The sequence below is a fragment of the Bifidobacterium polysaccharolyticum genome (genome assembly GCF_016101585.1).
GTDB lineage: Bacteria > Actinomycetota > Actinomycetes > Actinomycetales > Bifidobacteriaceae > Bombiscardovia > Bombiscardovia polysaccharolytica.
In genome coordinates, this window is sequence record NZ_JACFQG010000002.1 from 142,985 (window position 1) to 169,277 (window position 26,293).

Annotated in this window: 21 protein-coding genes and 1 pseudogene; 2 read left to right on the plus strand and 20 right to left on the minus strand. The window is 60.1% G+C overall.

Features of this window, described 5'->3' with window-relative positions; translation table 11 throughout:
* Positions 1–16: 16 nt before the first annotated feature.
* From H3T90_RS03880 to H3T90_RS03915, 8 genes are all read right to left on the minus strand, one after another.
* A complete protein-coding gene (locus tag H3T90_RS03880; RefSeq protein WP_198229658.1) occupies positions 17–1,558 on the minus strand; it encodes a glycoside hydrolase family 30 protein in 1,542 nt (513 codons plus the stop codon).
* 322 nt (positions 1,559–1,880) lie between these two features.
* Positions 1,881–2,261, minus strand: coding sequence for a 50S ribosomal protein L7/L12 (rplL, locus tag H3T90_RS03885; protein ID WP_045924837.1), 381 nt, complete (start codon positions 2,259–2,261; stop codon positions 1,881–1,883).
* 103 nt (positions 2,262–2,364) lie between these two features.
* Complete coding sequence (gene rplJ, locus H3T90_RS03890) at positions 2,365–2,886, minus strand: 50S ribosomal protein L10 (protein WP_015022404.1); 522 nt, start codon at positions 2,884–2,886, stop codon at positions 2,365–2,367.
* A gap of 219 nt (positions 2,887–3,105) precedes the next feature.
* Positions 3,106–5,817 carry an alpha-L-rhamnosidase-related protein gene (locus tag H3T90_RS03895; protein ID WP_198191358.1) on the minus strand — a complete coding sequence of 904 codons (2,712 nt, stop codon included), beginning with the start codon at positions 5,815–5,817 and terminating at the stop codon, positions 3,106–3,108.
* Positions 5,818–5,871: 54 nt separating this feature from the next.
* Entirely contained in the window at positions 5,872–6,765 is an 894-nt protein-coding gene (locus H3T90_RS03900) for a YesL family protein (RefSeq protein ID WP_198191357.1), read from the minus strand.
* Between the two features lie 3 nt (positions 6,766–6,768).
* Positions 6,769–7,644, minus strand: a complete 876-nt coding sequence (locus tag H3T90_RS03905) for a carbohydrate ABC transporter permease (protein WP_046323336.1) — start codon at positions 7,642–7,644, stop codon at positions 6,769–6,771.
* Positions 7,645–7,648: 4 nt separating this feature from the next.
* Complete coding sequence (locus tag H3T90_RS03910) at positions 7,649–8,638, minus strand: carbohydrate ABC transporter permease (protein ID WP_198191356.1); 990 nt, start codon at positions 8,636–8,638, stop codon at positions 7,649–7,651.
* Between the two features lie 130 nt (positions 8,639–8,768).
* Positions 8,769–10,121, minus strand: coding sequence for an ABC transporter substrate-binding protein (locus H3T90_RS03915; protein ID WP_046323884.1), 1,353 nt, complete (start codon positions 10,119–10,121; stop codon positions 8,769–8,771).
* A gap of 308 nt (positions 10,122–10,429) precedes the next feature.
* On the opposite strand from H3T90_RS03915, the pseudogene H3T90_RS09100 reads away from it, so the two are divergent.
* Positions 10,430–10,681: pseudogene (locus H3T90_RS09100) on the plus strand (DeoR family transcriptional regulator); the annotation flags it as partial.
* Between the two features lie 327 nt (positions 10,682–11,008).
* Positions 11,009–11,764 (plus strand): substrate-binding domain-containing protein, encoded by a 756-nt coding sequence (locus H3T90_RS08870; RefSeq protein ID WP_232339462.1) that lies wholly within the window; start codon positions 11,009–11,011, stop codon positions 11,762–11,764.
* A 197-nt stretch (positions 11,765–11,961) separates the two neighbouring features.
* Here H3T90_RS08870 and mtnN read toward each other — a convergent pair whose 3' ends face one another.
* The 12 genes from mtnN to H3T90_RS03980 all read right to left on the minus strand — a co-directional run bounded on the left by mtnN (position 11,962) and on the right by H3T90_RS03980 (position 26,259).
* Positions 11,962–12,696 (minus strand): 5'-methylthioadenosine/S-adenosylhomocysteine nucleosidase, encoded by a 735-nt coding sequence (gene mtnN, locus H3T90_RS03925; protein WP_198229659.1) that lies wholly within the window; start codon positions 12,694–12,696, stop codon positions 11,962–11,964.
* Between the two features lie 65 nt (positions 12,697–12,761).
* The gene (locus H3T90_RS03930) at positions 12,762–13,982 is read right to left on the minus strand and encodes a 3-deoxy-7-phosphoheptulonate synthase (protein WP_198229660.1); all 1,221 of its coding nucleotides are present in this window, start codon (positions 13,980–13,982) and stop codon (positions 12,762–12,764) included.
* Positions 13,979–15,124: a 3-deoxy-7-phosphoheptulonate synthase gene (locus H3T90_RS03935; RefSeq protein WP_198229661.1), complete on the minus strand. Its 1,146-nt coding sequence runs from the start codon at positions 15,122–15,124 to the stop codon at positions 13,979–13,981. The genes H3T90_RS03930 and H3T90_RS03935 overlap by 4 nt, the downstream gene beginning before the upstream one ends.
* Before the next feature lie 155 nt (positions 15,125–15,279).
* A complete protein-coding gene (locus H3T90_RS03940; protein ID WP_046323340.1) occupies positions 15,280–16,644 on the minus strand; it encodes a C1 family peptidase in 1,365 nt (454 codons plus the stop codon).
* 112 nt (positions 16,645–16,756) lie between these two features.
* The gene (locus H3T90_RS03945; protein WP_198229662.1) at positions 16,757–17,773 is read right to left on the minus strand and encodes a CPBP family intramembrane glutamic endopeptidase; all 1,017 of its coding nucleotides are present in this window, start codon (positions 17,771–17,773) and stop codon (positions 16,757–16,759) included.
* 192 nt (positions 17,774–17,965) lie between these two features.
* A complete protein-coding gene (locus H3T90_RS03950) occupies positions 17,966–19,690 on the minus strand; it encodes a cell division protein (protein WP_198229663.1) in 1,725 nt (574 codons plus the stop codon).
* 144 nt (positions 19,691–19,834) lie between these two features.
* Positions 19,835–20,554, minus strand: coding sequence for a pyroglutamyl-peptidase I (locus tag H3T90_RS03955; RefSeq protein WP_198229664.1), 720 nt, complete (start codon positions 20,552–20,554; stop codon positions 19,835–19,837).
* A 22-nt stretch (positions 20,555–20,576) separates the two neighbouring features.
* Positions 20,577–21,368, minus strand: a complete 792-nt coding sequence (locus H3T90_RS03960) for an IspD/TarI family cytidylyltransferase (RefSeq protein ID WP_198229665.1) — start codon at positions 21,366–21,368, stop codon at positions 20,577–20,579.
* Between the two features lie 120 nt (positions 21,369–21,488).
* Positions 21,489–22,469 (minus strand): purine nucleoside phosphorylase YfiH/LACC1 family protein, encoded by a 981-nt coding sequence (locus H3T90_RS03965; RefSeq protein WP_232350556.1) that lies wholly within the window; start codon positions 22,467–22,469, stop codon positions 21,489–21,491.
* Positions 22,466–23,347, minus strand: coding sequence for an aldo/keto reductase (locus tag H3T90_RS03970; RefSeq protein ID WP_198229666.1), 882 nt, complete (start codon positions 23,345–23,347; stop codon positions 22,466–22,468). Before H3T90_RS03970 ends, H3T90_RS03965 begins: the two co-directional genes overlap by 4 nt.
* A 78-nt stretch (positions 23,348–23,425) precedes the next feature.
* Positions 23,426–25,678, minus strand: coding sequence for a DUF2207 family protein (locus H3T90_RS03975; protein WP_198229667.1), 2,253 nt, complete (start codon positions 25,676–25,678; stop codon positions 23,426–23,428).
* Complete coding sequence (locus tag H3T90_RS03980; protein WP_046323346.1) at positions 25,675–26,259, minus strand: LemA family protein; 585 nt, start codon at positions 26,257–26,259, stop codon at positions 25,675–25,677. Before H3T90_RS03980 ends, H3T90_RS03975 begins: the two co-directional genes overlap by 4 nt.
* Positions 26,260–26,293 lie beyond the last annotated feature (34 nt).

Consider the following 26,293-nt stretch of genomic DNA (forward strand, 5'->3'; position numbering starts at 1 on the left):
TTGCAGAATCCGAGCCTTAGTCCTGTCCGGGAGCCTTGTCATCCACGGTGTACTCAGGCAATTGCAGAGCGAAATCCTCATCTTCGGGCACTGCCGAATCGTTGATCCGCTCGCTTGTCGTCGCGTGCATGGTAACGGTCCCCCAGGCTGGCACGGTCACGCCCTGCCAGCGGTTCCCCCAGCCGTTAATGGTGACAGCCGCCTTGATAGGCTTGCCCGTGGGGTTGTAGATATGGGCGGCGATGGACCCGTCCGGTGCCAGGAAGGCCACGGAGCCCAGAGAGCCGCTCCAGCCGTCCGGTGTGTAGTTGCTGGAGTCGATCACCACCGAGCCCGGCTCTACGTCCTGGCCGAAGCTGCGGAGCATGAAATACTCCAGGTTCCTGCGGACCTTGCCGCTGCCATGATCGATGGTGACTACCCCGCGTCTGCCGTCGGCACCGATCTGGTTGGGCAGCCCCCGCTCGTCCAGGGCCATGTTCCACAGGGTGATGAAGGAAGAGCCATGGCGGACCAGCCAGTTGCCGATGACCCCGGACATGATGTGTGCGGCATCCTCCGGGGTCTGGTCCAGCATGCAGCGACGCTCGGTCATGCCGTAGAGCCACTGCGGATAGACCCGGTTGGCATAGTCCAGATTCGGGTAGTCGTTGTCGTAGGTGTGCAAGGTAAGACCGTCGATGGACCGAGCCTGCTCTGCGGTGACATCCTTGTCGACCGGTCCGGTCAGGCAATGCGCCGAGTCATCGTTGATGAAGATGCGCACCTGGGGGTGCCGACGGTCCAGCGCAGGCCTCAAGAAACGGTGGGCAAAGTCGGCCTGCTGGGCCAGCGTCCAGAGCATGGCCGGCCATGGAGCTGCATTGGAGGGCTCGTTCTGTACAGTGACCGCCCAGATGGGGATGCCTATGGCCTCCATCTCGTCGATGTAGCGGGCGAAGTAACGAGCATAGGCCCCTTCGACAGAGTCCTCCAACGGATCATAGCCGTTGCCTGTCCACTCATTGAAACGAAGATGGCCACCCATGCACAGGTGGCCGGTATTCTTCATCCAGGCTGGTGCAGTCCAAGGGGATGCGATGATCTTCACGGCAGGATTGATGGACAGTATCTCTTGCACGACGGGGATGATGTACTTGTAGTCCTTGGTGGCGTCCGGAGCACCCGGCTCGCCCTCGCCCAGGGAGAACCTGGTCAGATCCTTGTCATGCTCGCCGAAGGGGATGTCGTCATAGGTGTAGTAGGGCTGGGAGGACGGCTCGCAGGAGCCCAGCGGAATGCGGATGACCGAAAAACCGCCCTTGTCAGGGTTGAACATGTCGTCCAGAAGGGCATGTCTTTGCAGCGCGGATTGGCTGCCCCAGATCAGCGAGGCCGCTGCATCGGTGATTGCGGCTCCAGCCCCGAGCCAGGGCTGATGCCGCTGGCAGGGGTCGATGACGATGGGCTTGGCGTCCTTGGGCCTCTCCCCCATCGGCGGGGTTTGCAGAGGCCGGCGGCGATCGGTCAGGTCACCAGAGGTCACGGTCCAGAACTGGTTGGTGAAGGTGATGGTCATGATTGCTCTCTCGTTGTCATATCTGGGCATCGGCGTCGTGGTCGATAGGACAGGGCTTAGCTTAGCAGCGAACACAATCACAAACAAACTGTTTCGATCAACTTCGATCATTACGTTTGCAAGGTCATCTCTATGCTTCTGAGTAGCGAAAACTAAGGTCACGACTGCAAAGCGCATGTGCCCATACACATCGGGTGCAGATTGGCTCAGAGCAGCCTATTCACCCCGCGCGCACAGCCGACAGGATGTATAAGAAAAAGCCCCGCACCGTCATTAACGGTTTGGGGCTTTTTAACATGCAAGGGCTCAGAAGAGCCGATGACTACTTGAGCTCGACGGTGGCGCCGGCCTCTTCCAGCTGAGCCTTGGCCTTGTCGGCGTCTTCCTTCTTGGCGCCTTCCAGGACGGCCTTGGGAGCACCGTCAACCAGAGCCTTGGCGTCGGCCAGACCCAGGTTGGTGATGGCCTTGACGGCCTTGATGACCTGAATCTTCTTGTCGCCGATGGCGGAGAGGACGACGTCGAACTCGGTCTTCTCCTCCTCGGCCGGAGCAGCGGCACCGGGGGCGGCAGCGGCCACGGCCACAGGGGCGGAGGCCTCGACGTCGAACTCGTCCTCGAACTTCTTGACGAAGTCGGACAGCTCGACCAGAGTCATTTCCTTGAACGCGTCGATGAGCTCGTCAGCGGAGAGCTTGGCCATAATGGCTTCCTTTCATTTGTGGCGACCGGCATTGACTGGTAGGCCGATCACCGAACATCTTTTTTTGCGTTTACCGTATGAATCCGGGCCAATGGCCGTGAACTCAGGCGGCCTTTTCCTGCTTCTCGCGCAGGGCGTCGAACGTGCGCACGGCCTTGGTAGGCACAGCGACGAACAGGTTGGCGGCCTTGGACATGGTGCCCTTGAGCGCGCCGGCCATCCGGGAGAGCAGAACATCGCGGGATTCCAGATCCGCGATTTTCTCCATGGCATCCGCGTCAGCAACAGCTCCATCAATGAAGCCGCCCTTGACGATCAGTGCCGGGTTGTCCTTGGCGAAATCACGCAGCGTCTTGGCGGCATTGACGTAATCACCCTTGACGAAGGTGATGGCGCAGGGGCCGGCAAGCATCTCATCGAGACCCTCGATTCCAGCCTCTTTGGCCGCAATCCGGGCTAGCGTGTTCTTCGCCACGTTGTAGGAAGTATCGCGGCCTAGCTTGTTTCGCAGATCGGCGACCTGCGGAACACTGAGCCCGCGGTACTCGGTGAGGATGATGGCATCGGCGTCACGGAACTTGTCCGTCAGCCTGGCGACAGCCTCTTCCTTTTCGGGCCTTTTCATGGCGTTCCTTCCTAGACAGACCTCTGGAGGGAGCCGGACGACTGAGCATGGCGGGCAAAAAGAAAGCCCTGCCGACAGGCAGAGCGGAAAACAGGTCGCAAGGACCGATTTGAAACTCAACCTGTGCTGGCTCGATCAACCGAACTTAGGAGACCCAAGGGTCCCGACCAACGGTCTTTGGTATGCAAGGGCTAACAATACACAGATCAGAAAAGACTGTCAAGCCTGCGCGTGCGGCAGCACCAGATGGTGATGGCCGCAGGGCAGCGCATCCGCAAGCAACGATCCCGCTCTGCAACGAATGCCGGCCACCCGATTGTCGGCATCCAAGGCCTTCAGCATGATTGGCGACCCGTCCAGCAATGCCTCGACCTGACCCCCTGGCCTGACACCACATATAGGCGGGAGGACCAAATGACCCCGACAGCCCTGCGGCACCACCAGGTCCAGATCGATATCCGGCAGGGGGACAAACCCTGGCCTGCTATCCGCTTTTCCTGTAATCCTATAGGAGATATGGATGTCCCCAGTGGGCACGGGCATGGTCAGCTCGGCCCTGCCCAGACCTCCAGGTTGGAGCGCGACAACGAATTCTCGGTACCCGGGTTTCAAAGGCCGCAGCCCCATCAGCCCGCTGGAAATCAGCCAGACAGGTGAGGCCCCCCATGGGTGCGAATAGGTGGTGTTGGATTTGATCGATGGGTCCCAGGCCTCCATGGTGCCTCCAGCACCCTGGTCCAGCATATGCTTCCAGGTGCGGATACCGTCACCTGCCGAAAGCAGAGCCAAGGCATCAGCCCCTAGACCCGATCGATAAAGTCCATCCAAAAGCACGGCGGCCGCATAGGCGCTGCAGGCCATCCCTCTACGACGCAGATAGGCACCGACCGCCTCCAGACGAGCGGGATCAGAGGGAGGCGCAAAAGCCAGGACAAAGGCCGAGGCATGCATGGCACAGTGATCGATGGGCGGGCCGTCGGGACCGTCTAGCAGGCCATCCCGGTAGGCGCCGACCGCTGGATCGTAGAGCCGCTCATTCAAGGCCTCCTGCATTTTTCGGGACACCTCTGCCAGACGGGCAGCTCTGCTGCGACGGCCCAAGGCCCGCGACAGACGAGCCATGGCTTTATAAGCAGCACTGGCCAGTGCGTTGATGACCGTATTGACACGGCCGAAGACATATCCATCGCGTTCAACGGGCGGCCAGTCGACCAGGTCGCCATCCATCTGGCTGGAAGTGCCGGGGTCCTTGACGATCAATCCGCTGTCTTGGTCCAGATATTTGTCTGGCAGCAGTCTCATCAGCCGTTCGTACTGGGCCGCCGCCTGGGTCAGATCCCCGGTGTGCATCCAGGCATCGTGCACAGCCAAAATGCTGTAGAGGGGCCACTCGGTGGGCCAGGTTCTGTTGGCGATGAGATAGTCCACACTGTAACGGCCCAGGGCGGGCGCATCATCCAGCACCATATGAGCCCGCTGCTGGATCCAGGCATCAGCCTCATAGGGAGCCCGTTCCCGAGTCCAGGAATCTACGTAGATGTCAGCGTTGAGTCCCCTGATGGTGTTCCGCCCCAGCTGCCAGACCTCATCCAACAGAGGCCTGTCGCAATGGAACCTGGCGTGGTCGTCATATACGGGAGACTCAAGGCACTCTGCCCACAGGCCCCCGTCAGACAGGCTCGCCAGCAACCCTTCAGGGTCAGATTCCGCAGGCCAGATCAGCTCCAGATATCGAAAGACCCGGATCCCCCAAGTCTGTGCCCGGTTGCTGCCAGGTTGCAGCCGCCAGCGATCCTGATAGACGTTGGAGGTGGCCAGACGGTAACGAACGCCTCCTTGGCCGTCCAGGACCTCCCCGTAGCGGACGGTCAGATCCAAATGTTGCGACAGATCCACCCGAAGCCCGATGCCGCCCAACCGCACGGAGCCGAAGTCCAGCAGAAGATGGCCAGGAGCAGCCGCCAAAACCCTATGAGCTTTCACCCGAGTCAGTCTGGTGCCATCCGCAGGAGCGGCAAGGCACTTGGAGAATGAGGGCCGAATCCGAATCTTCCGCCAGGCAGAGTCGTCAAAGCCCGGCCGAGAAAAACCCCAAGGATATCGGGACAGGTCGATGTCCTCAGCCGGAGCCTGATAGTAGGTTGTGCCGATGGACGCGCTGTCAGGAAAGGCCTTGGCACCGCTAATAGCCTTCCATTCGGCGTCCGTGCCGTAGTGCTCCACACTGCCGTCAGGCCGGCCCACATCCAACTGGGCCTGAAAGCGTCGGCCTTCCATGGCATAGGCCACCACGCCCAGAACATTCTCCGCTCCCGGACGCAAGAGGCCGGTGACATCGTAGCCCCTGTAACGATCCTCTCCATCCAAGGGAAATACCGGTCCACAGCCCAGAAAGCGCCCATTGAGCCATAGTCGGTAGACAAACTGACGCGCAGGTACGGTGCTGTCAGCGGTCGCGTACAGACTAGCCCAGAGGATCGGCCCCGGGGGCAGCCGGATCACACCACGCATCAGCGCCCAACCTTTGGCATTGCCCTGAGGACCTGAGGAGTTCTTTTCGTCCTCTTCGGACCAAATGGCTCGAGCGTGCCAGACCAGGCCAGGCCCCGTGCCAAAGGTGATGGGTTCAGACCCTATCAACCGACGGCCCTGTGCATCCAGCAGAAGAACGGTCAGCCAATACCGTCGCGAAGGATCCATATCAGGTCCAGGCAGACGGCTTCCATTAAGCTCGTCCGCAGGTTGGATGCCAGTGTCTGCAAGTATCCGCCCCTTAGGTTGTTCGAAGACTCGTACCCTAGCGAAACGGACTTTATCCGCCCAGGACGGCAAAGGATCCAGCCTCCACCTGACCGTGGGCCTGGTCCCCGGCTCGATATCCACAGGACGGTCCCGGTCCTCGATCAGCACCTGCAAAGGCTCACAGCCCATTCCAGCGAATCCTCCTTGAGCCTGCTTTTAAATACAACTGTTCTTCATGAACCGCTATTGCCGGTAGTCCTGCAGCGCAGTGAAGGAGGAGCCCTTGGCTCCAGCGTCAGGCAGTCCATACATGGCCTGGACACCCGGGTCCCCGCTCTCACGGGCCATCTGTTGGAAGAAGGGATCGGCCTGCCACCGCACAGCCGCCCAGACCAGATACCAGATTAGACCTGTGGCCAGAAGAGCCACCAGGATGGGCGAGCGCATCAGCCCCCAGGCATATCCAGCGAGGACCGCCAGCGACAGAACCATCATGTACCAACGGCGCACCGACAGGAGGAGGCCATTGACCAACACCTTGCGGATGCGCGCCCGAGGATATTCCACCAGCAGTACCAGAGAGACCAAGGCGGTCTGAACCAGGAGCAGCAGGCATACCAGGATGGGGAGGAACAGAATCTGGCCCCATGAGAGCTGCGATGCAATCTGCAGATCATAGATCAGCGCGAAGGCGATGAGCCCCAGAGGCAGCCAAGTCGCCCATGACCTCAGGGCCAGAACCTTGTAGGCCCGCCAGTATGCACGGAAGAATCCATAGACCGTACCCGAATCCACATAGGGTTTCGCTATCCAATCCGGCAGAGACTGCCCATGCTCTGTCATGGAATCCACGGCCTGCCGCCTGGCCCGGGCAGAGGCCGATGACAGGCCTGGATGATCGCGATAGATGGCAAAGAGGGCAGCCAGACCAGGCGCGGACAGTACGACTGACAGCAGATAAGTCGGGAAGTACTGCAGATCTCTCAGAAAGATCAGTACAGCAGCCATAGGCAGCATCCCCAGCAGGGAGCAGCACCCAGCACCCAGCACCACAGCAATGGAGTTGGTGATCCCCAAGAGGGCCCGCATGGCGTAGCCCTTGGCGGGACGCCCCTGGTCGCCATCGCTTCCAGCCAAGATTCAGCCTTTCATACCGGATGTCGCAATGCCGGCGATGAACTGCTTCTGACCGATGAGGAAGACGATCAGAATGGGCAGGACCGAAAGAACCGAGCCGGTCATAATCATGGCAAAATCAGCATTGTACTGGGAGATAAAGAGCTTGAGGCCCAGCTGGATCGTGTAGAGCTTCTGGGAACGCAAGTAAATCAGCGGACCCATATAATCGTTCCACGTATTGGTGAAAGTAATGATGGCCAAGGCCGCTAGGGACGGTCCCGACAGGGGAAGCATAATGCGCCAGTAGATGCCAAACTCACTGAGCCCATCCAATCGGCCCGCCTCAGACAGATCCTCAGGTATGGTGTCGTAGAACTGCTTCATCATGAAAACACCGAAGGCTCCAAAGGCTTGCAGAAGGATGATAGACCATCTGGTATCGGAGAGACCGACGGCGGAAACCAGCTTGAACTGCGGAATCATGTAGGCCTGCCAGGGAACGGCCATGGTGGCGATGTAGATCAGGAAGAGGGTGGTACGTCCCCTGAAGGGGATCTTCGAGAAGCCATAGGCGGCGAAGGACCCGGTGAAGACCTGCAGGAGGGTCACAATCACAGCGAAGAAGATGGTGTTGAGCAACCAAGTCGTCATATCCGACTTGGTCCAGATGGCTGCGTAATTCTCCCAGTGCCAGACCGATGGGAACCACTTGATGGGGATGGCATAGACCTCATTGTTGGGTTTGAGGGAGGAGAGGAACATCCAGAAGAAGGGCAGGAGCACGAAGGCGGATACAGCAATCATGGCCAGATACCCGATGACGGTGCCGACGATCTTGGCCGGGGAGACCTGCTTCTTGTTCCAAGGAATGTCTGCAGAGACTGTATTGGTGGACATGATCTCAGTCCTCCTTCAGGTTGTTGTACCAGAACTGGAAGAGCGTGACTACCATGCATATGGCCAGAAGAACCAGGGAGACGGTCGAAGCATAGCCGAAGTCACCACGCTCGAAGGCCACACGGTAGATGTACTGCGCCAGAACCAGGGTGCTGGTGCCGGGTCCGCCATCGGTCATAACCAGTGTCAGATCAAGAATCTTGAAGGATCCGATGGTCAGGGTGACCATGACGAAGAAAAGCGTGGGGCGCATCATGGGAACGGTCACATGCCAGAAGCGCTGCCATCCGTTTGTGCCATCGAGCTCAGCAGCCTCATAGAGCTCGGAGGGGATGGTCTGCAGACCTGCCAGGAGCAGGATCATATAGTAGCCGACCTCTCGCCAGGTACCCACGACGATGACCGCAGGCATGGCCCAGGTCGTCGAGCCCAGCCACCCGGGGGGATTGCTGATGAAAAGCCGCAGGAAGGAGTTTATAGGGCCGGACTTGGGGTCGAAGAGCATGCCCCAAACCTGGGCCGCAGCCACTATGGAAGTGATGTAGGGGAAGAAGGCCACCGTTCTGAAGAAAGCGCGTCCGCGCAGCTTGGAATTGAGCAGGACGGCCAGAGCGAAGGCCAGGACCAGGGTCAGGGGGATGTGGACTATCGAATAGTAGATGGTATTCCACACCGAGGTCATGAAAATCTTGTCGTGGGATAGCCTGACCCAGTTCTTCACGCCGTTCAAGACGGGGTTGCCGAAGGCCGACCACTTGGTAAAAGCTATATAAAAGAGCGTAAGAGTGGGCAGGAGAGTCAGGCAGATAAAACCTATGAAATTCGGTGATATGAATATCAAACCATTGCGCAGGTTCCTTCGTGAAATCGCCTTAGCATTGAACTTGCCCTGCTTGGCACTCGGGGCTCGGCGTCCGCCGCCGGGCCTATGAGACCCTGTTTTGTGATCAGCGACCGCCTGTCGATCGTCGATCACACCGATTTCTTCTGACATCTGTGCCTCTCCTTACTACCATCATGCGTCATGGGTTCGGGCAGTCCACGGCCGCCCTTACTCCAACTGGCTCAGTAGGAGGCTTCAGGACCTGTATGCATCCTGAAGCCTCCTCATCCGTCACCAGGAACTACTCGTCCAGCACGCCCTGGTCCTTGACGTTCTGGGTTGCTTCCTTGAGCCCATCGGACGGGGACTTGGCGCCGGTCATGATCGAGGAGTGGGTGTCCTTGAGGAGGGAGTTGATGGTGTCCGTGGCCGTGGCCACGGGGGCTTCCATCTTCATGTCGTGCTTGCTCCATGCATCCTTGGAGGCCTGGTCGGAGGCCATGCCCTCAGGAGAGAAGAAAATCTCGGTCACCTTGTCGTCGATGTAAGCGGGGGTGGTGGAGAGCTTGGCCAACTCAAGAGCGCCGCCTTGGCCACTGGCCCACTTCACGAACTCCTTGGCAGCAGCCAGTTTCTGGCCGGTGGCCTTGGAAGAGACTGCCAGGCTGGTGGGGCTGCCGAAGGTGATCGGGGTCTTGGGCAGCTTCTTGTCGGGGTTCTGGGGAGCCGGAGCCATGCCCCAGCTGAATTTCTCGGCTTCACCAGACTGTTGCTGGCTGACAAGGGTGGCGGCGTACCAAGTGCCCATGGGCATCATAGCGGCCTTCTGAGTGCCGAACTGCGCCTGATACTGAACCTTGTTGGTGAATGAGGTGTTCCAGTCGATCGTATACTTGTCCTTCTGCCACTCCAAGGCCCTCTTGTAGAAGGGCTCCATGTATGAGAAGTCGGCCTTGAGGAAGGTGCTGTCTGCCGACTTGCCGCACTGTGCCAGAGCGAAGGACTGCACCACGGACTGCCAATTGTGCATGTACATGGGGTAGACGCTGTTGGCATCGTAACCTGCTGCCGGCAGCTTCTCCTTGAGTTCCTTGGCAGCCTTGGTGTAATCATCCCAGGTCCACTTGGCGTTCGGCTCTTCAACCCCGGCCTTCTTGAACATGTCCTTGTTATAGAAGAGGACCCAGGTATCACTGCGGTAGGGCAGGGCGAAGTACTTGCCATTGTGCTCATAGCCGTTCAGATCAATGTGCTTGTTGCCCTGGTAACCCTTGGCGATGTCGGAGATATCCGCCAGTCCCTGTGAGTCTGAATAGGTGACGTACTTGAGCATGTTCTTGATGGGGAAGACATCGGGCTGGGCGCCAGAGGAGATGTCCGCCGTCAGCTGCTTGTCATAGTCATCAGCGGAGTACTGCTTGACGTTGACAGTCACGTTGGGGTGGGCTTTATGGAAGCCGTTAGCCAGAGTCTTGAACTCGGGGGTCATGTCCAAAGACCACCCTGCGAAGGTGATGGCTGTTTTGGCCTTGCTGTCGAATCCGTCACTGCCTGAGGAGGCTTGCTTGCTTGAGCCACCACCGCCGCAGCCAGCCAGCAGCATGATGCCCGCAGTAGTCACCGCCAGAGCCTTGGTTACAGTTTTCACGTTCATGGTCATCCCTTTCCTTCGGCGACAATGCCGGGGAAGAGGCCGGATGTGGCCGACCCCTCTCTCGTTCCAGATTCGTCACAGTCCCTAGGTGAACCCTTGTTGGCTTACCTGCCCATGATGATTCCGAACGAACAAAACCAGACTAAATGGTCGGAAAATGACCTGAAGAGTTTGTTGCAGTCTGTTTCCATCACTCTTAGGAGATAACTCTGGTATACACTATGAAGGCTAGGCAAGTTAGAAAATCAGGGATGTTGGCCGTCGTGACTGCCCTCATCAGCATCGTAGTAAAGCATCGAGGCCGGAGCATGAATCAAAGAGAATCAGGGGCAGGAAGTAAAAAACAGGACCCCGCCGATGGGTCCTTTCCAAAGCCCCCGGCGGCAGGATGGCTCCCGGCTCAAAGACGAGAGCTGATTCTCAACGCACTTCTTAGAGACAGCGTAGTCAGAGTGCCCTACCTGGCGCAGATGATGGGCACCACTGAAATAACCATCAGAAGGGATTTGAACAATCTGGCCAGAGCTGGTCTCGTCAGACGAGTGCGCGGAGGTGCCCTGGCCGTCAAATCCCTGGATCCCCAAGGCCAATCAGCCGAAACGTTTACAGTCTCTTCCTCTTACGATTCTGGCCTGGCCTTGACTGGAATACCAAAGTCATCTGTCGGAACGAAAGTCGCCTCGAAAAAGAAAGCCAGAAGACTCAATAAAGAAGCAAGAACCAGCAGCGGAAACACCGACGGCAAAACCAGTGCTAACGTGTCAAGCCTTACCATGGATAATGCCTCCAGCCAGGATGGAACTACTGTCGTTCGTCGAAGCCGAATCGGTGTAGCCCTACCCGAACCCAGCTTCATCTGGCCCTCAGTGACCGATGCGATTAGACGTATGGCAGCTGAACAATTCGACCTGGAGATCGTGGCCAAGGAAACTTCCTACGAGACCTTTCCCGAGGTAGATATCCTGGATGATCTGGCTGCTGATCCACAGATGCTTGGACTGATCATGGCCCCCAGCATTGAACCGGATGTCGCACCGGAAACCTGGCAGTGGCTGACCGAGTGCCAACTGCCTGTAACCATTCTGGAACGCCATCCGCCACAATGGCTGCCCGGATTCTTCGACTCGGTTCATACTGACCATCCAGCCGGAGTCCGCCGAGGACTGCAACATTTCCGTCAGCACGGCCACCACCGTGTGGGACTGGCTCTGGGCAGCACCCCCACCGCAGGCGATATCGAGCTGGGCTGGCGGTTGATGATGAAAGAAGGAGGCGGGCTTGAACAGACCTTCCTGCTCAAGGACAAGCAGCCATATGTGGCCGAGGATGTCGAGCTGATCGTCCAGACGATTCTGGAGACACAAACCACGGCTGTCCTGGTCCATCCAGACTACCTGTCCATCGCTCTGGTCCAGGCCCTGGAAAGACGGGGGTGCCACATTCCCAATGATCTATCCATGATCACTATCGACGGCTACACCAAGCGCCTGACCGTCTTGCGATCCTCGGCCCAGGATCTGGCGTCCGCTGCCCTGCGCCTCCAGGTGCGGCGGATACAAGATCCGGACCAGCGTATCGAGCACGTCTACATCGAGCCCGCACTCATTGACAGGGGATCAGTTGCCGATATGGCTGACAAGTAGACATCATCTGCTTAGGGTCTGCATGGAGCAACTGACAACCAGCTGCTCCATGAACCGGTCAAGACCAGAGTGGCCGCAATAACCATGTAGTTGATGAATAATCAGCCAACGAATGCACAAGCGAAGGCCGTCAAGCCCCAGTCAACAGCCTTCAATAGGCAAAAGGCCCTAAAGCAGGGAATCCTTGCTGTCAGCACTCAGAGCTCGCGCACGATGCCCAGCACCAGCCTGGCGGCCGTGTCCGCATATTCGGAGATGTCGAACTCCCGGAAAACCTCGTAGTCGGTGTCGGCGTTGTCGCTCAGAGCGCGGATAACCAGTGCCGGCACCTTGTTACGGGCCGCCACATGGCAGACAGCCGCACCCTCCATCTCGACTGCGTCGGCCCCGGTCTGCTCCTTGACTTGAGCGATCTTCTCCGGGCTGTCCACAAAGTAGTTACCGGTCGCAATTGTGCCGACGATATGCTTGATCCCCATGGCATCCAAGGTCCGATCAGCCAGATCCAGCAGGTGAGGGTCTGAGTGGAACTCCTCCGTGCCGGGGGCTGACTGGGCCACCAATCGCATGTCGGTATCCAGGTAGCGCAGGGTGCCTCCAAGAACCACGTCATTGATGTGCAGGTCCTTGTTCAGGTTGCCGGCGATGCCGGAGAAGATAACAGCCCTGGGATGGAAGGCATCGATCAGATACTGTGTGGTGGCGGCAATGTTGACGGTGCCCATGCCGCCCACGGTGGCAGCCAGCCGAACCAGGCCGTGTGATCCATCAAGGGTGCCGCTTATGACCTTTAATCCGGCATCGCCGGCATGGGAATCCTGATCCGCCTGTTTCAGGCCTTGGCCGATCAGAGCCACCTCCTCATCCATGGCTCCTATGATGGCAACCGGCCGCTGATCTTCGCCCTCCATGGAATCGCCTGCTTCACTCATATCTGACTCCTTACCCATGATTTCACCCGCAACTGCGGCCCGACCAGCCTACTGCAGACCGCAAGTCAACGAGCCGTGCCGCGACGACGGTCCACTGCCTCCGCCAGCTCCTCCAGCAGGTCCTGAGTATCAGGCCAAGAGATACAGCGGTCGGTGATCGAACACCCGTAAACCAGTTGGTCCAGCGGAGCCGGCTTCTGATTGCCACCACGTATGAAACTCTCCATCATCAGCCCGGTAAAGCCCTCCTCGCCATCGCCTATTCGCTGGGCCAACTCATGGACAACCTGGATCTGGCGCCGCTCATCCTTGCCGGAATTGCCGTGGGAGGCATCGATGATCAGTCCGTGGGCAGCCGCGCTGTCCTTGGGCATGCGCTGGCGCAGCACGGCAAGGGCCGCCCGCACCGAGTCCTGATCGTAGTTGGGGCCGGACTTGGAGCCGCGAAGAACCAAATGGCAGTCGGGATTGCCCATGGTCGCTACGGCTGCGGCCTGACCTTCGTGGTCTATCCCGAAGAAAGTGTGACGCTGAGAGGCCGCATAGCAGGAATCAATAGCCACATCCACGCTGCCGTCCGTAGCGTTTTTGAAGCCGATGGGCATGGACATGCCGCTGGCCAGCTGCCGATGAACCTGGCTCTCCGTATTCCGAGCACCGATGGCCCCCCAGCTGACCGCATCAGAAATATACTGGGGCGATGTGGGCTCAAGAAATTCCGTGGCCGCTGGGAGCCCAGTCTCCAGCACACCCAGAAGAATCCGCCGTGCCAGGACCAGGCCCTTTTGGATGTTGTGGCTGCCATCCAGATCGGGGTCGTTGATCAGGCCCTTCCAACCGACCGTGGTCCGAGGCTTCTCGAAGTAGACCCGCATGACAATCAGCAGCCGATCCTTCAACCGCTCATTGACGGCCGACAGACGACGAGCATAGTCCAGCGCGGCATCAGGGTCATGGATGGAGCAGGGACCCACAATGACCAGCAACCGGTCGTCCCGCCCATGCAAACAGTCCACAATCTCCTGCCGGGAGCGGATGACCAGATCCTTGGCCGGCCCATCCAAGGGGTATCGGGTCAGCATCTGCGCGGGTGAAGGCAGGCGGTCAAGCTCAAAGACCCGCCTGTTGACGATCCGCCCTATGCCTACCTCGTCCTCCCACCTGGGCACGTTCCCGGTCTGCAGGGGGTTGACGCCCGCCGCCAGCGCCTTGTGCACCAGTTCAACCTCGTAGGCCTTGCTGGGTCGGGGTAGGGGCTCCTGTGGCTCATCCTTCATCCGACTCATGCTTTCTTCCTTTCCCGACGAGCTTGCACAGCATCAGCCAGGATCTGCAACAGTTCCTCGGTCCTGTCCCAGGAAATGCAGGCATCGGTGACGGACCGGCCGAAGACCAGCTGATTTAGCGGAGCCGGTTTCTGGTGACCACCCTCAAGAAAACTCTCCATCATGATGCCCGACAGGCCCTGCTCGCCCTTGGCGAGACGGTCTGCCAGCTCCTCGACCACCTGGGCCTCACGTACGGGGTCCTTGCCGCAGTTACCGTGGGCTGCATCCACGATCAGACCTCGGCAGGCCCCGGGGCCCAACGGCGCCTGATGTATGGCCTCCAGGGCGGATCGGACGGATTCCGGATCGTAATTGGGACCATGACCAGAACCGCGCAGAATGATGTGGCAGTCAGGGTTGCCCCTGGTCTCGGCAGCGATGACATGGCCGTCCAGGTTGATGGACAGGAAGTGATGTTCGGATGCCGCAGCCAGGCAGGAATCGACCGCAGCCTCTATGCTGCCATCGGTCGAGTTCTTGAAGCCCATGGGCATGGACATGCCGCTGGCCAACTCCCTGTGAACCTGGCTCTCTGTGTTCCGAGCCCCGATGGCCCCCCAACTGACCGCGTCGGAAAGATACTGTGGGGTGATGGGGTCCAGCCACTCCGTGGCTGCCGGAATCCCCTGGCCCAGGACCTGCCAAAGCACCTGGCGGGCCAGGCGAATCCCCTTGCGGATGTTGAATGTTCCATCCAGGTCGGGGTCATTGATCAGCCCCTTCCAGCCGACCGTAGTCCGGGGCTTCTCGAAGTAGACCCTCATGACGATCAGCAGCCGATCCTTCAACCGCTCATTGACGGCCGACAGACGACGTGCATACTCCAGAGCAGCCTCCGGGTCGTGGATGGAACAGGGGCCGGTGATGACCAGCAGCCTGTCGTCCCGTCCATGCAGAACTTCGCGAATGGCCTGGCGGGAGTCCCTTACCAGACTCATCCGCTCCGGGTCCAAGGGTCGCGAGCGCAGAAAAACCCTAGGGGCCGGGATTGGGTCCAGCTGACGAATGTTGACATCCACTGTTTCGGGAAAGACGGCCGTATCGGCAAAATACTGCCGCTCCTCTTCCGGGACGATATCCGGTTCCTTGACGAATGCCACGGTCGCTCTCCTCTCTGTCGTACTGCGACGATTACGCCCGAATTCCTTATGACCGCCCACATCCGGGCCAATGTGGACAGTCCGTTCCCGCGATCCTTATAGACCACGGGGACGAACAGTTTGATGGATAAAAGTGGATGAATTAGTGCAGTAGCTCAGGCCAAGGCACCCATGGGGTCCCAGGCGGGCAGCATGATGGCATCCTGGTCGAAGGCCTGGCGATACTCCTCGGACAGCATGGACTTGGGTACGGCCACCTCGTAGACATACTGGCTGAACCAGTCGTCGCTCATGGTGAAGTAGCCCTTGTTGGCGATCTCTTCGCCCCAGGAGTTCTCCACCCGCCAGCGGTTGGTGGTCCGGCCGTCATCGGCCACGTCCACGCCCACGAATGCCATGGCGTGGTTCTGGGCCGAGTCGCCGAAGCGCACCCGCTGCTCCTTGTCCATGTCGAAGTCCACACCGTAGACCCGGCCATACTCGAACAGGTCGGTGGCCCACTGGCCGGCCTTGCGGTCCATCATGGGGTGGCAGTCGGCGCCGAACCAGACCGGCAGACCCTGCTCGCTCATCAGACGACGTGCGCAGTCCTTCATGACCTCCACCGGAACGTTCAGATACTCGGTGGGATCGCCGCCAGCCACGTTGCCCAGGTGCTCGATGCCGATCTTGCGGCCTTTGGGGTGCTCGGGGCGCGGATCGTCGACCAGGCAGACATAGTCCTCAAGTCCGGCATTCACGTAGCGCTTCCAGAACTCCTGCGGGGTAATCCGCCCATCCCGGTGGAAGACGCCATCCTTGTCGGTCCACTCCCAGTCGAAGCTGGTGGGCGGAGTGCCCAGATGAATGGTCAGCATACGATGACCGGCCTCCAGGGTCCTATCGATGATCTCGTCGATGCCGTCTGGGTTGGCCACCATGTGAGCCGTGGCCTGGTGGAGCAGACGACGCAGCTGATCGTTCATCTGGCCGGTGTCCTGGGAGGAGGCGGTCTCGGGATAGAACTGCTTGGGCACTGCGCCGTACTTCTTATAGATGTTCATGGCCATGATCCACTGGCCGCCATCGCCCATGACATCGCCCATCAGGAAGCGCATGAGCTGGGAGTCGACGGGCTCGCCTGCACGCACCAGAGCCGCTACGTCGCGCAGGAAGTAGTTGACGCGCTCGAGCTTGTCGTAGTACATGGCGTAGTTCTGGGACAGCTCGAAGTCGCCCATGGGGTTGGCGGTGCTTTCGTCATCAATGTTCAGAGCCTTGCGGGCCACGAATCGTGCCACGTTCAAGGAGCTGAAGAGCCAGCAGCGACCGGAATGCGCCTGCGAGGTGACCGTGCCGTTGTCGATGCTAACCGAAAATCGGTGCTGCAGCAGGCGGGAGCGATTATAGTTGTGGGCTACTTCGTCGATGCCTACCTGGGTGACGGCGTTCATGGCGACGTGGTTGGCCTCACGCTCGTCGAAGGCGGTGCGCAGGCCCTCCAAACGGGTCTGATCCAGTGGTGTCAGTGCTGATGTCATACGGTCTGTCCTTGTTTCCTTTCATGCGGATGTATCTGCATCCCTGCATCCAGCATAGCGGGAATCGGTCATCGTGGGTTCGTCTGGAGGAGGATGTGGACAGCTGCACCTATCAAGCCAGGGAGAAGCGCTGAGCCGCATTGACCACGGCCAGGACCACCAGGACAGCCAGCCCAAGGGAGATCCAGCCCTTATAGGTGCCAGGGCGTGAGCGATTGGCGTGCAAACGGTCTGCCAGCTGTCCCCAAATCAGCCAGAGGACGACCAGTCCCCCAACCAGGCCCAGAAGGGTCATTCCCTGGTTGATCAGCGTGCCGGTGCGGGCCGGCACCGTCTGGGTCAGCCACATCATGGCGTCGGCCAGGACCAGGTTGTTGAAGATATGCAAAGCCATGGACCAGAGGATGGAGTATTCCATGGCGATGAAACCCAGAACCAGGCCCAACAGGAAGGTGAACAGACTCTGGGTGATGTCCCCGTGCAGGCAGGCGAAGATAAAGGAGGAGGTGACGATGGCGAAGGTTCGCCCGTAGGGTCTGAGCCTGCCCATGACCACGCCGCGCAGCAGGAACTCCTCGACGACGGGGACCAGGATAGCCGTGTCCAGTGGCGACAGGAACCCATGCTGACCCGCAGCGATCTGCGAAGTGGTGGAATGGTAAACCAGCCCCAGTGCCTGGGAGCCCTGGTTGACCACCCATGTGAAGCCAGTTTCGATGCTGCTGGCCAGCATGATCAGCAGGATGGCCCCGACCAGTACGGCTGGACCAGGGTTGGCCTGAGCCTTGTACCGCACCGGGTTGGAGCCGCGGCCGAGCAGATCCTGGCCGCGGGTGCCGAAGAGGAAGACCAGCATGACCAGATCGCCCAGCAGATCACCTAGCCCCGGCTGACGGGCAATGCCCAGGGCCGCAGCCACCGAGGGCAGATTCAGAACCCCTGCGATCAGATTGGCCACCAACAGATACACCAGGGCGTAGAGGGATTGCAGGTCCACCCCCCGACGCACCTGGGCGCTCCACGAGCGTGAGGGCCCTGGAGATGCACTCGATTCGCCCTGTTTGCCCGCATCCGCATCGGTCGAATCTGTGGCGGGTGACTCTGATAATGAGTGATTTGGTTGCTGCATGATGCTCTCCCAACCCTGTGGACCCCATGGCCTGCGCCCTTCACCACTGACTCTAGGCCAGAGCAAGGGTTCGGATCGAGATTGACGCCCATGCCGGTTTCGGCATGAGATCGGGCAACTTCAAGGCAAGAAAAAAGCCGGGTTGCAGATCATGCCTGCAATCCGGCCCTTACGAACAGTGAAGTTCGTTGATCAGTCCCGATCGGTCGAGGTCACGCCATCATTGACCGGCGGAATGACCGTGGTCTCCTGGTCAGTGACCACCTTCTCCACCTGCACACCCTTGGCCTGGGCCGGCGCATCACCGGTCTGGTCGGATGCATCGGGCAGTTCCCCCGGTGCCGGGGAGGGCAGGACCTGAGTCGGCATATTGGCCGAGGATCGGACAGTCACAGCCGCACTGGTCTCATCTTCGGAATTGCCGGCTGAATCAGCTGCCACGTCATCAGTTGCCAGGTCATCGGCTGGCTGACTCGCTGCGACCGGATCGTCCAATGCCTGAGGGGTTTCTTCCTGGGTGTCGGCAAGGGGCTGGCCTACGCCATCATCCTCGCTTTCAGCCTTCGTCGCTGGGGCCGGCAATGGATCAGCGGCAGGCACCGCGTTGACCACGGGCACGCTTGGCGCCTGCCCCTCGTCCTGGTCATTGACCACAGTCTCATCATGGAAGCCGTCGAAGTTGCCGAAGGACTTGGAGAAGATGTTCCGCAACTCATCGACCCGAGAGGTAATGGTGGCTTCCCGGTGCTGCAGCTTGGTGATGTGGTCCTTGAGCCCGTCCAGCTCAGCCTGTGCGGCCTTGCGTTGAGCCTCGACCTCGGCCTGGGCGCGCTGCTTGGCCTCCTCCAGCAGCTGGCTGGCCTTGCGCTCGGACTCCTCGCGCTTGAAGGAGGCGAACGAATCGGCATCCTTGCGGGTGGCCTTGGCCTGCTCAATCAGCTCCTGGGTCTCCTTCTCGGTCTTGACCCGCCGCTCCTCCAGGCTCTTGAGCAGCTCGCCCACCTTCTTGGTGGCATCCTCCTGCTGGGCGGCGATGTCGGAGCGCACCTGCTCGGCCTCGGCGTTGACCTTGGCCATGGTCTCGGCGCTGGTGACCTTGGAATCGTCCACAATCTGCTGGGCTTCCGACTTGGCCTTGTCAGTGATCTCAGAAGCCTGCCTGCGGGCGTCATTCAGGCTCTTGGAGACCTGCTCGCGCACGTCGGCCAGCTTCTTGTTGGCATCGGCCAGGGCCTTCTGAATCTGATCGTTGGCATCCTTCTTGAGCTTGGCGATCTCCTCGTCGCTCTTGCGTCGCTTGTCGGCGATCTCCTTGGCGGCCTTGGCCTTCTGCTCGGACAGTTCCTTGTCCTGGGTGGCCTTGTTGGTGGCCAGCCGCTTCTCATGCTCTTCGCGGGAGTTCTGCAGCTCCAGATCCAGGGCCTGGCGACGTTCGGCCACCACTTTGTCGGCCGCGGACTTGCTCTGTTCGCTCTGCTGCTTGGCGGTGGTGGTGACGGTCCTGGCTTCGTCGTTGGCGGCCTCGACGATGGACTTGGCCTTGGCGTTGGCCTCGTCCACGATGTGCTTGGCTTCAAGCTGGGCCTCGTTGACCAGGGTCGTCGCCTTCTCCTGGGCGGAGGTCTTAGTGGATGCCGCATCCTGCTTGGCGCGGTTGAGCAGCTCGGTGCTGGTCTGCTCGGCCGAAGCCAGCAGCTGTTGGGCGTTGGCTCCAAGGGAGGCGAAGGAGTTGCGAGGCTGCTCGACCTTGCGGGACTTGGCCTCCTGGAGTTCCGCCTCCAGCTTCAGAATGCGATCGTCATCGGCCTTGATCTGCTGACGCAGCCGGGCAAGATTGCTCCGCGAGGCCGCCAGGGCCTGGTCGACCCGCTCCTTGTCATAGCCTCGCAGGACAACGGGAAACTGATCTTCGGCCATGGAAACACTCCTCTTCGCCACCAAGACATGCCGGCCCGTGACAAAGATGTCTTCGGTCCGGTGGATTTACCTCGACTCTACCCCATGCCAGGCCGAAATTTGCTGTCTGACAAGCTGCCGACACACTGACCTTACATACGGGGCTCAGGCAATCAGAATAGGGCTGGAGGAAGGCCTCCGGTAATAGCGAATGGTCTCATTGACCACCTCGCGCACAGCCTGTATCTGCTGATCCAGGGGCAGGCCGCGCTCCTGTCCGCCGCTTTCGTTGACCAGGGGAAGGCTGACGAACCCGGCCAGGACATCCTTGTGCCCTGCAGCCCATGCCAGCAGGTTGTAGAAAAGCGCGTTGCAGACATAGGTGCCCGCGTCCGAGCTGAGTGTGGCCGGGATGCCGCAGGTGCCAAAGTCGTGCAGGATGGCCCTCAGCGGCAGACGGGTCCAGTAAGCGGCAGGACCCTGGGGATCGATGGGCAGACGGCTGGTCCGACGAACGGCATCCTGGGACTCCTTCTCACCTAGGTTGTCACGGTCGGTTGCGTCGTCCTCCTTGAGATTGACAGCGCAACGCTCCATGGCGATGCCACGAGCCCGACGCTTGAGCCCTGTGGCGATGATGATATCGGGGTGCACCCGCTCTATGGCCTCATGCAGTATGGGCCAGGCCTTGGCGAAGCTGACGGGCATGATGACGGAGGAAATAGTCAAGTCCACGCCCTCCAGAGGATCTTCCTCGGTTGGACCGACCTTTCGCATGCCCTCCATTCCATGTTCGGCCAGAGCCTGTGAGACCTGGCTGGAGGGGTTGACGTCAACACCCTCGTAATGGTCGTATCCGGCGACGATGACCTTGATCTGCTCCATGTGCCCCATGGTACACAGGGCTTCACCCGGCCAGGGAGCTCGCTATCCATTCAGCCATGGGCACGTCCGAGGGCAGGGTGATCTTCATGTTGGTCACGCTGCCGGCCACGATGGCCACCGGCTCCTCAGGCAAGTGGTCCACCACAACCCTGGTGTCATCAGTGGGATGGAAGTCGGGGTCCGCAGCGGCCAGGTCGTAGGCCTTGCGGAGGGTGCCGAAGCGGAAGGCCTGCGGGGTCTGAGCCCGGAACATGTTGTCGCGGTCGGGCACCTGACGCACCACCTTGCGCTCACCCAGGTCGCCGGCAATCAGCATGGTGTCACTCGAGGCCACGGCCACGGTTGCGGCGTTGAATGTATCCAAGGCATCGATGCAACCATTGATGGACTCCTGGCTGACGAAGGGGCGTACCGCATCGTGGATGAGCAGCTTGGCATCCTGGGGAATCTCCGCATCAGCCAGGGTCTGCAGGGCCGCCTCGGTGCTGTCCATGCGCTCGACGCCGCCCTGGATGACCATGCGGACCTTGTCGTAGGTGTCAGCACCCACGATGGCCTCGACAGACTCCCGAACCCGATCGTTGACCACGACCAGAATGTCGGTGACGCGGGCATTGGATTGGAAGGCGTCAATTGACCAGGTGATGATGGGTTTGCCGCCCACCTGCACCAGCTGCTTGGGGTTGTTCTCGTCAAACCGAACGCCCAGACCGGCCGCAAGAATCACCGCTACAACTGGCTGGATCTGCTCCTCCGGCTCTGCGTTATCCTGACTGGCCTCGGACGGGGCTGCTGATGCTCTGCTCTCACTCATACACTCAACGGTACTCACGCGAGGACAAGGAAGGGCGCAGACCCGGCGCTATCTGCACCGAACATCTGCACCCGAGGCCTGCTCCGGCTGCCAGAAACCGGATCGATCAATCTCACGGCTTCAGTCATCGGCCAGAATAAGGGCCAGCATGCGCCCCTCCCCAGCCTTGTTGGCCAGCGAGGCCCGGCGGTGGGAATACCAGAGTGGGTTCTCCAGGGTGCACAGCGGTCGGTGCAGATCCTCAAGACGCTTTGGTAGGGAGGGACCCTCACTGTCCTGGCTGCACAGCTCTTCCAGGTCCGGGTCCTGACGCAGATAGCTGGTCGCAGCGCCAATCCGGGGGGCGGAGTCCACAATATTGGTCACTCCTGCCGCCTTCAGTTCCACGATGGCAGCAGTGGCGATGTCGATGGCGATTCCGCCGAACCTGCATGGTCCAGATGCGCCGGGGAAACGCTTCTCGAAGTTATCGGCCAGGTCCGAACCCACCTGATAGCAGTCCGCGCAGATGCGAGGTCCAAGGGTTGCCACGATCCTGGACGGGTCAGCACCCTTGTCGGCCATGGCCTGGACTGTTGACGGAATGACTCCAGCCACCAGACCCCGACGGCCGCAGTGGGCCGCCCCCATCACGCCGGCCTGAGGGTCGGCCAGAAGCACGGGAAGGCAGTCAGCGGCGAAGATGCCCAAGGCCAAGTCGCGACGGGTGGTCACCTGAGCATCGGCCTCGCAACGCCCCTGGGGCTGACCTTGGTCGGCATCCCAGACCTGGGCTGAGTGAACCTGATCCACCAGGACCATGGGACGGTTCAGCTGGCGACCCAGAGCCTGACGGTTGGCGGCAACCGCCTGCGGGTCATCGCCTCCCTTGCCGCCCAGATTCAGCTGGGCATAATCACCTGAGGAGACCCCGCCCAGCCTGGTGGTGTAGACCACCTTGATCCCTGGCGCCAGGGCGATGGGAATGGTGACCGGAATTGGCCGACCCTGATCGTCCAGCGACGACAGGGGGCTGCTGTCCAGCAGGGTCCGTTCCCGATCCCAGGCTTCTCCCTGAACGCTCTGGGAGTTATGCTCGCTTGGTTTAGGCTTGAGGCTCATGCAGTCGCCGCCTGGTTCAGGCGGTCCATCTCCTCTTCGCTCAGCTCCGTGTCGGCCGCCTGCAGGGAGTCAAGAATGGTGGCCGCCCTGTGGGCCCCGGGAACCACGAAGACGTTGCGGTTCTGGGACAGCTCCCAGGCCAGGACCACGCGCTGGTGGGAGACACCGCGCTCCTGGGCCACCTGACGGAAGGTGTCATAACGGGTTTCGTCCTTGGGCGCTCGGAAGCCTCCCAAGGGGCTCCAGCAGACGAAGGCCAGACCCAGCTCGGCCGCATGGTCCAACTCCTGGCGGGAGCTGGTGAAGGTGGGCGAGAACTGGTTCTGCACGGCCACGAGGTCATCGCCCAGAATCTGACGAGCCAGGTCCATCCGCTCAATGTCTACGTTGGAGACGCCCAGGGTCCGGGCCACGCCCTGCTTGGCCAACTCGGCCATGGCCTCCAAGGACTCCTGGTAGGGCACCTGCGGATCAGGCCGGTGCATGTAGAGCAGATCGATGGTGTCCACGCCCAGGGCCTGAGCGGACTCCTTGGCGTGTCTGATCAGGCTCTCCGGTCGACCGTCCACAGCCCAGGTTGGCCGACCATCGGTGAAGTTGCGGTAGTGCCCAACCTTGGTGGCCACCAGCACATCCTGACGGGGTCCCTTCCAGGAGTCCAAAGCCTGGCGAACCAGTCGTTCATTGGTCTGCTCAGGACCACCTGACTCGTAGTAGGACCAGGCAGTATCCAGATGTCGGCAACCGGCATCCAAAGCCTGATGGATAACGTCGATGGCCGTTGCCTGGTCCGGCTTGCCCTCGATGGACAATCCCATGCAACCCAGTCCGACCGCTGTCGTAGTAAAGGGCCCCAAGGCCCGCATCGACGATGTCATACATGTACTCCCGTCTTGTAGATTGATGCCAGCTTCAATGCCGCCGGCTTCCTATCGAGCTTAGCTTGTGGCCCAGTATCAACGACCGCCGAAGGAACCACCACCGGAGCCACCACCGGAACCACCGAAGGAACCACCACCGGAGCCAAACCCACCAATACCACTGCCAGAACTGTTGCCGCTGGCCTGGCCGATCAGGCCGCCGATCTGTTCGAGTCCCTGGGTCAACTGGGTACCCAGATCAACCACCCCGCCTTGGCCAAGCATTGAATTTGCAGCCAATGCTTCAGGGCCACTCACGGAGGAAGCCACCGGAACATTCTGGCTGTAAGGCAGGAAGGTACAGTAGAGCAGGCTCCCGCGCGCATTATTATTCAGCCAGTCGAAGTCGGTCAGTTCAGGGCTGGCCTGTGCCAGCTGAGCGACAACCCGATCACTTATACCGAAGGCCGCAGCGTAAACCAGGTAGCGGTCCCAGAGCACCAGATCCTCCACGCCCCGGTGGCTAAAATCGCTGAAGTCCAGCAGATAGCGCCGAAGCCCTGACACCTGACCAGCCATGAGCTGTCCATTCCTGCTGAGCACTTGCCAACTACCATAACGAATGGAGAATGCTGCAACAGCCACCAGAAACACGGCCAATGGCGCACGTACCAGCACGGTGCCCGGCAGGAATCCAGCCAGCAGGATGAAAGCGGCCAAGAGCACGGCCAGGAAGGGCAAGATCTGTATACCATGACGATAGGCACGCAGGTCAGCATTGTTGGTCTCATACTTGACGGCCTTGTCGAAAGCCTCCAGATAGACCTTGCCATGATTAGCTTCGGTGCTGGAGAAGAGAGCAATCATCTCGTACAGGTCGAAACGTTCATCCTTGGAGCCCATCAGAGCGGAAGCACCTTCCAGCATGGTCAGGCAGGCTTCCTCGCTTAAGGACAGGGCCAGGGAGGCTCGATCCTGACTGCAGACCGGATTAATGACCACCTCCATGGACTGCCGTTTGCCTTTGTGGAGCAGCGAGCGCATCACCTTAGTCAGGGAACCTCCGCCGGAATTCGCCCGGTCCTCATACTTGACCGGAATCAGAGCGATGGCCCGCTTGGAGGCCAGGGAGAGAATGGTGGCTGACAATTGCCTGCCAATAGGGGATTCTCGGGTCAGCATCAAATCGTTGATAACAGCGGCCACGGCCGGTGACAGATCAGGAGGCTGACGGTAGTAGATAATATCGCCTCGGTACTGGGAGTCTCCATAGGTGCGGAAGGCCTGCCAGAGCATCACTACAATCAGCGCGATAGCAGCTAAGACGGTCAGTACACCAGCCAAAAGTCCGATCCGCGCCCGTCTGGTCTGCTCGGCGTGCCAGTGCTCATACTGCTGGCGCTCCTGCTTGATGATGCGATCACGCGCCGGTTGAGAGTCGGTCCTGACCACCGAGGAAACCCTCTTCGCATCGAAGAGAGCCACCAAATCCAGATGCTGACCTGGCCCGATCCGGTCAGCTGAAAAGTGGATACGGCTGTCATCGCCCACCTGGTAGGAACCCTTACCAGCGAAATGGAGCCAGGCCTTGGCATCCTTGTCCTTCTCTGTTCCTATAAGCTTGGGAAGCCTGACATCAGCGCTCATATGCTCGACGGAAATCTGGTTGGTGTCGCCCACGGGCTCCCATTGGAATTCAGCCACATCGGGATGGGCAGTAGTGACACCGTGGAAGGTCATGTCGATGCGGAAGCGCCGGCCTGAATCCTCGGCAATCTGCGGAATGTTCCAACCCAGCTCCACCTGACACCGGTCCCCCTGGGCGCCGCAGGCGGATCCTTGGTCCGAGTCGCCCGGCTTGTAGGATTCCAATCCTGAGTCCGAGACTGTGCCCATATACCAGGTGCCAGCCATGGTCTTATCCCAGTCGGGAACCTGATCGAGGTTATCAGGATCCGTCGGCGGATCGGCTTGCCTATATGTAGAGCCATTGGTCAGGTCGCGCACGCTTATGTCACTGATGCCCGTCAGCCGGTCAGGCTTGATCTGATAACGCTGGTAGAGCTCCCTCCAGGGACGTTTGTCGCCGTTGTCGTCCTCACGGGAGTTCATGGTTACGGTCAGGTCCTGACTGATGCGCAAATCGCCGTTATCCAGGACCTGGACATCATAGTCCACTGAATCGTATACCAGGTCCGGCCAATTCTTGTTGAAGATAAGCAGAGCAGCGACTATGCACGTCACCAAGGCTGCCACCAAAGCCAGTGCCAAGGCTCGGAAAAAGCGGGAAGTGCTCCAGGAGGGATGGCCTGAGACCGGTTTCCCGGAGGAGGCCGCTGGTGCGTTCACTGTCCGAAGTCCACAACGGGCGCCTGGCGGCTGCCCTCGTCGGCCTGGAAGTACTGGGCCTGACGGAAGTGGAAGAGGGAGGCGATGATGTTTGAGGGGACCGTCTCGATGCGGGTGTTGAACTTCTGGACCACGTCATTGTAGAACTGCCTGGCGTAGGCGATCTTGTCCTCCAGGTCCTTGAGCTGGCGCTGCAAGTCCAGGAAGTTCTGGTTGGCCTTGAGCTCAGGGTAGGCCTCCGCCCGAGCCATCAGAGTGACCAGGGATTGACCCAGTCTCTGCTCGGCATCGGCACGGGCCTGCATCTGGTCTCCGCCAGCTGTCTGGGCCTGAGCCACGTCGGCGCGGGCCTTGGTCACCTCCTCCAGGACGGAGGACTCGTGTGAAGCGTAACCCTTGACCGTCTGGACCAGATTGGGCACCAGGTCGGCACGCTGCTTGAGCTGGACGTCAATCTGGGCCCAGCCATTGGCTACTCGGTTGCGCAGATTGACCAAACCGTTGTAAGCCCCGATGCCCCAGATGACCAGCAACACGACCAGCAGGACAATGACGATAAGCACGATCAGTGATACGGACATATTCCAATTCTCTCACGGAAGGGTCTGCAGACAA